4 protein-coding genes and 1 pseudogene are annotated in these 5,925 nt (G+C 57.0%); 1 reads left to right on the forward strand and 4 read right to left on the reverse strand.

The genetic code is table 11. The annotated features are described in order from the left end of the window. Window positions 1-394: 394 nt before the first annotated feature. On the forward strand, window positions 395-469 hold the full coding sequence (locus ACP7EY_RS23665) for a four-helix bundle copper-binding protein (RefSeq protein ID WP_426197711.1): 75 nt from the start codon (window positions 395-397) through the stop codon (window positions 467-469). Window positions 470-929: 460 nt separating this feature from the next. On the opposite strand, the gene ACP7EY_RS23670 is transcribed toward ACP7EY_RS23665, so the two are convergent. The 4 genes and pseudogenes from ACP7EY_RS23670 to ACP7EY_RS23685 form a co-directional block, all read right to left on the reverse strand. Further along, window positions 930-2,321 (reverse strand): hypothetical protein, encoded by a 1,392-nt coding sequence (locus tag ACP7EY_RS23670; protein ID WP_426197708.1) that lies wholly within the window; start codon window positions 2,319-2,321, stop codon window positions 930-932. A 147-nt stretch (window positions 2,322-2,468) separates the two neighbouring features. Beyond that, window positions 2,469-4,874: a heavy metal translocating P-type ATPase gene (locus tag ACP7EY_RS23675; RefSeq protein WP_426197709.1), complete on the reverse strand. Its 2,406-nt coding sequence runs from the start codon at window positions 4,872-4,874 to the stop codon at window positions 2,469-2,471. Window positions 4,875-4,977: 103 nt separating this feature from the next. Beyond that, window positions 4,978-5,310: a DUF305 domain-containing protein gene (locus ACP7EY_RS23680; RefSeq protein ID WP_426197710.1), complete on the reverse strand. Its 333-nt coding sequence runs from the start codon at window positions 5,308-5,310 to the stop codon at window positions 4,978-4,980. A gap of 116 nt (window positions 5,311-5,426) precedes the next feature. Further along, a pseudogene (locus tag ACP7EY_RS23685) lies at window positions 5,427-5,789 on the reverse strand (c-type cytochrome); the annotation flags it as partial. Window positions 5,790-5,925: the final 136 nt, after the last annotated feature.

A 5,925-nucleotide genomic window follows, 5' to 3' on the forward strand; every position in this document is an offset into this window, starting at 1 on the left:
GGCTTCTCGAATTTGTGGCGACGCTCTTCGCTGTGTTTGTACGGCACGGGCTTACCTAGGAAGAAATGATGCCAGATTGTACACTCCTGTGGCGACCGGTCGAATTATTCAACAACGCCATTCTGGAGCGCAACCATGAATATGAATGGCTTTCAAAGTTGTAATCGATGCTTGCAACGCCTGTGCGAATGCCTGTGACAGTTGCGCGGCGCTGTGTTTGAAAGAGGCGGACGTGGCCTCGATGGTTCGCTGTATCGGATTGGATATGGACTGCGCCCTGCTATGCCGCACCGCCGCCACCCTGATGGCGCGTAACAGTGAACATGCTGCAGCGATTTGCAAACTCTGCGTTGCAGCCTGCCAAGCGTGTGCAGTCGAATGTGGTCAGCACAAGATGGATCATTGCCAGCGATGTGCCGAGTCGTGCCGCAAATGCGCGGACGCATGCGCGCAAATGGCAGCAGTGTAAACATTTGCAGAATGCGGTCTAAATACCTTTTTCAGAGCTGCGCTGTGCAGTTGGGATGGCCGTCATCAATTCGCCAATTCAAGGAAAATCATGACGCTTACTCGCAAGACTAGTAGTGAAGTTGACTCCAAGCTAGTGGACGTTGTCACGCCAACGTCGGAAGACCATGCCGAACATGCGCTCGATGAGGCACTGGCGGAAAGTTTTCCGTCCAGCGATCCTATCGCTGTGTCGATACCGAAACCATCGGAAACGCCGCTAACGACTGGGGAACGATAACATCTGTGATTGTATGTAGAGCAATAGTTGACTTAGAGAAAATGAATATCCCTCCACCGTAGCAACGAAATGCATTACGCCACGGCGACGTCAAACAGCTGATTCCAAGCCCATGGTGACTCTCCAGCATGGGCCTGCCGGGGGCCGCATGTGATGCGTACGCAATACACGCGATCTAGCGTCAGATTTTCGCGCAACAAGCCGATGCGCCAACCGGTCCACAGATCACTTCGAGCTCAGCGCTTACGCGCTCGTCGGGCATGCCATAGACAGGCGCAAAGCCACCACCTGGTGTTCTGAAGTTGGTTGTTTGCCCCTGATACAGCCTGGCTGCCGTCCACTGGACATGTGCCTTGTACACGTAACTGCGCAGATCAAACTTCAGCGTTTCTGGACTGTTGGCCGTTCCAGATACCCGGCCCCCAGGCGCAACCACGCGCTGTGCAATGTAGTCGCCATTCAGGATGTCTTGCCAGACGCGCTTGGTCAACTTGTCGCCGCGATACGCCGCGCGCCCGCCATAGCCAGCGACAGGCTTGAAAAACAAGCCGCGCCGCGCACTCCACAAGCGTTCAGCTTTGTCGATCGTCACGCTCTCGGTAATCGGCACGTTGGCAACTAAAATGTCGATCACCGGCTGCGCCACACCCAGCGTCTTGAGCGTTTTAGCATTGCTGAAAATCGTCAGATTATGCTTGTTGGCGTAAAGCGCGTGCGCATGCGGGTCCGGGGTCAGCACGACCGCATCCGCGCAATAGGCCTCACGCAGCGCACCCGTGGCGGGGCTTTCGAGCATGAAGTCGGTAAGACGGTTATAGACCAGATCGAGTTTGATGTTCTCCAGCCATAGGGCGTCGTCGTGAAACGTCAGGTGCGACGGGTCCGTGATGACGGCGTCGATGCCGCTGCTGGCAAAGAGTCGCTGAAACAATAGAAATTCCGGATACAGGTACTGTTGCTGCGGATCGGTGTCCACGATGGCAATGGTACGAAGCGGCGCGCTGCCTTTTACAGCCGCCCATTCAGACCGGAACATGTCGATGATGGCCTCTTCAAATACCGCGCCAGAAACAATCGATTCCTCGATGCGGGCGCTGTCGAGGCAGCAGGTTCGATGCGCGCGCGCCATGACCGCGTTGAGCATGGCGCCGCCCGCATTGGTATTGATTTCAATGAGGGCCAGGCTTTCACCATCTGGATGAAAGTCGTATCCGAAAAATACTCCGCGAGTGCCGGTGTGGCCCTGCTGTGCGATGGATGGTGCATTGGCCAGTACCAGCTGGCGGTATGAATGCATAGCAATGACGGACTCGATCGCTGTTACTACGTCGCCGATCAGGTTGGCCCGGCTCTGCGAAATGAACACTGGCCGCGATGCAAACAGGTAGGGGCAGCGTTCTTTCACCAGGGCGGCAAGCTGATCGTCCCCAAACTCGCCCGACAACGCAAGTTCCAGCGCGGCCGGATCCAGGCTGTTGCAAAAGCACCCAGCGTTCAGGCGCTCCGCTGGAAGGCGAATTTCTTCCTGTCCGGGCAATCCCTTGCCTGCGTTTCCAAATTGAGCGTGTTGCATGTGCTTCCTTTACTTGGTGTGAATGCCGCGTAGAGGCAAGATGTAACCACGCGGCATCTAGTTACTGGGCCCAGGGCGCCCTGCCAGCATGTCGAATTAGCCGCCACGACAGCACGGGCAGTCGGTTTCGCCACTATTTCTTACCGCTCATTTTTCATGGCGGCCGGAATTCATGGCAATTGGTACCGTCGATTCAGGCGAGCCTGGGTTTCGCCGCAAGCGCAGGGCATTGGCGATCACCGATACTGAGCTAAGACTCATCGCCAGCGCTGCCACCATTGGCGACAGTAGTTGGCCTGTAAACGGATACAGCACCCCAGCAGCTAGCGGAATGCCAAGAGCGTTATAGATCAGGGCAAATCCCAGGTTCTGGTACATGTTGCGCACCGTGGACACTGACAATTCGCGAGCCCGCGCAATGGCACGCAGATCGCCCTTGACCAGCGTCACATGGGCGCTGTTGATGGCCACGTCGGTGCCCGTACCCATAGCGATTCCCACGTCCGCCCTTGCTAAGGCGGGAGCGTCGTTAATTCCGTCACCCGCCATCGCCACGACTTTGCCTTCTTTTTGGAGACGTTCGACCAGTGCCAGCTTGTCATGAGGTTTCACTTCACCGTAAATCTCGCCGATACCAAGCTTTGCGCCAACCGATTTAGCCGTTGTGACGCCATCACCGGTTGCCATGATGACGTTGATGCCGGTCGTTTTCAGCTCAGCAAGGGCTTCCGCCGTCGATGCCTTAACCGGGTCCGAGACGGCAACAAGTCCCGCCAATGAACCGTTTACAGCCAGATACATGACGCTCGCTCCTTCGCCACGCAATTCCTCGGCGGCAACGGCGAGACTCTGCCAATCGATTTTTTCGGCGTCCATCAGTGCCGTGTTGCCGAACGCTATGGTCCGGCCATCGAGACTACCGCGCACCCCGATGCCGCTAGCGGATTCAAATTGGTCAGTCTTGCTGAGTTTCACGTTTTGCCGCCTTGCCTCATCGACGATCGCTTTTGCAAGTGGATGTTCGCTGCCCTGGTCGATGCTTGCCGCAATTTGCAGGACCTGCGCCGCATCAAATCCCGGCGCCGGGACAACCCGATCGAAGGCCGGCCGCCCTTCAGTCAACGTCCCGGTCTTGTCGACAATGAGGGTATCGACCGAGCGCATGCGTTCGATCGCTGCGGCATCGCGAAACAGCACCCCTTGCGTCGCTGCGCGACCGGTTGCAGCCATGATCGACATCGGCGTGGCGAGCCCGAGAGCGCATGGGCAGGCAATAATCAGAACGGCAACCGCATTAACGAAGCCGAACATCCAGCTCGGTTGCGGCCCGAAAAATCCCCAAACCAACAAGGTTAAAATTGCAATGCTGACAACGATCACCACGAAGTAACTGGCGACGACGTCCGCCAGACGCTGCATCGGGGCGCGCGAGCGCTGCGCCTGAGCTACCATCTGAACGATCTGGGCGAGCACCGTTTGGGATCCAATCTTGTCTGCGCGAATGATCAGGCTACCGCTGGCGTTCACCGTGGCGCCGATCACTTTATCCTGCGGACGTTTCGTGACCGGCCCGGGTTCCCCCGTAAGCATCGACTCGTCCACGGCGCTTTCCCCTTCCAGCACGACGCCATCGACCGGCACTTTTTCGCCGGGGCGCACACGCAGCGTGTCACCAATGTGTACGTTCGCCAGAGGTACGTCCTCCTCGGTGCCGTCCCCGAGGATCCGCCTGGCGGTCTTCGGCGAGAGACCAATGAGGGACTTGATCGCGGCCGAGGTCTGCGATCGGGCGCGTAATTCCAGGATTTGTCCGAACAGGGTCAATGAGACGATGACGGCCGCAGATTCAAAATAAACGCTGACCTCTCCGTCCATGGCAAACGTCGGCGGGAATATTCCTGGCGCCAGGGTCGCAACGACGCTATACACATATGCGGCACCCACACCCGTTCCAATCAAGGTCCACATGTTCGGACTTCGATTGTTCAAGGACTGTAACCAGCGCTCGAAAAACGGCCAGCCGGCCCATAGCACAACCGGCGTACTCAGGCCGAACTCGATCCAGGTCTGGTGTGCAATGCCGCCGTGGAACAGAGAATGGCGGAACATTGCAAGCACAAACACGCTCAGCGACAGGGGTAAGGTCCACCAAAAGCGGCGTTTGAAGTCAACCAGTTCGGGGCTCTCGGTATCGTCGAGACTAGGCATTTCCGGTTCGAGCGCCATGCCGCATTTAGGGCAATTGCCTGGTCCGGGCTGTCTGATCTCGGGATGCATCGGACAGGTAAAGATCGTCCCTTCCGGGCTTGGCGCAACGGCCTCTTGTGGATTCAGATACCTCATCGGATAGGCCCTGAATTTTGTCACGCATCCGGCGCTGCAAAAGTGATAGTCGGCGCCTGCATATGCCACGGTCTTTTCAGGATTGGCACGCACCTTCATGCCACATACCGGGTCAGTAAATGGTTTGTCCTCATTCTCGGTGGCTACAGAGATTTGCTTCTGGGCTGAATGCTCGGGCCCGTCTTGAGGCTTTACGTCGCTCGCGTTCATTTGTGGATCCCTGAAAAATCGAAGTCCGCCTGGCCAAGTAGCCAGGCGGTGCACGCAAGCCGGCATTTACACAAAATGCGCGCCGGTTGAGCGACTGGTACCGTTATTTCTTGTGCTCTAGGTCCTGGATCAATGCTTTCATTTCGCCGATTTCTCGACGCTGCGCTTCGATGATGCCGTCGGCGAGCTTGCGCACGCGAGGATCCTTGATCCCGGCCCGTTCACTGGTCAGGATGGCGATTGAGTGATGGGGAATCATCGCGCGCATCCATGCCACGTCGTCAATAGTTGCCTGACTTCGAACCAGCCACAGCGAACCTGAAAATACGAGCACACTCGCGGCAAATATCATTGCGTTCAGTTTCTTGTCGGGATACATGCCCAACATGAACAAGAGCATAACTGCCGCCATCGTTGCGCCCATCAACAGCGCCATGTAAGCCCGCGTTTCGCTAAAGAAAATATGGTCTATTTAATAAGTGTTCAGATACATCAGACCGAACATAATGACCGTCGAGGTAGCGATCATCAACAGAAATTTCCGGTACATCATCATGGTGTGCCTCCTTTTGATAGGTGTTTGTGCGGCTTGCCATCCGCGTGGGTCTGGGTTGCGCCAAGCTGAACCGTGGGTGCGTCGGGATGCGCGTGGTCATCAGGGGCGTCTTCGTGACCATGGTGACTCCCAGCCTCCTCAGGCCCATGTTGGTGCGACTCCCCAATGCCCTGTAATTCGCCCCCGCCATGGGTGTGACCGCCACTCTTCGCCACCATGCTTTGATATCCGGCAGCATCCAGCTTTGGCAGCACCTGCAGGAACGCCGTCATGTTCCAGAGGTATTCGTCATCCATGCTTTTCCCCCAGGCTGGCATGCCCGAAGCTTTAACGCCGTGCTTGATGACCCAAAATGCATGCGCGGCCTTAACGGGCTCTGAGGTGTACTGTCAATAGCGGACACTCTTGTCTCAGGCCGCCTGTCGTTGTTCTCTAAATTTTTCAGCGAACAACGCGGGCGCAATATTGCCGAGGCGCGAGTGGCGCCGCTGGCGG

Origin of the sequence: Massilia sp. DWR3-1-1, assembly GCF_049898325.1 — a bacterium.
Classification (GTDB): domain Bacteria; phylum Pseudomonadota; class Gammaproteobacteria; order Burkholderiales; family Burkholderiaceae_D; genus JAFCUW01.

Excerpts from the sequence above, each read along its gene's own strand:
- ACP7EY_RS23680 (WP_426197710.1), bottom strand. The coding sequence starts at position 5,310 with ATGGCGCTGTTGATGGGCGCAACGATGGCGGCAGTTATGCTCTTGTTC.
- ACP7EY_RS23670 (WP_426197708.1), bottom strand. The coding sequence starts at position 2,321 with ATGCAACACGCTCAATTTGGAAACGCAGGCAAGGGATTGCCCGGACAG.
- ACP7EY_RS23675 (WP_426197709.1), bottom strand. The coding sequence starts at position 4,874 with ATGAACGCGAGCGACGTAAAGCCTCAAGACGGGCCCGAGCATTCAGCC.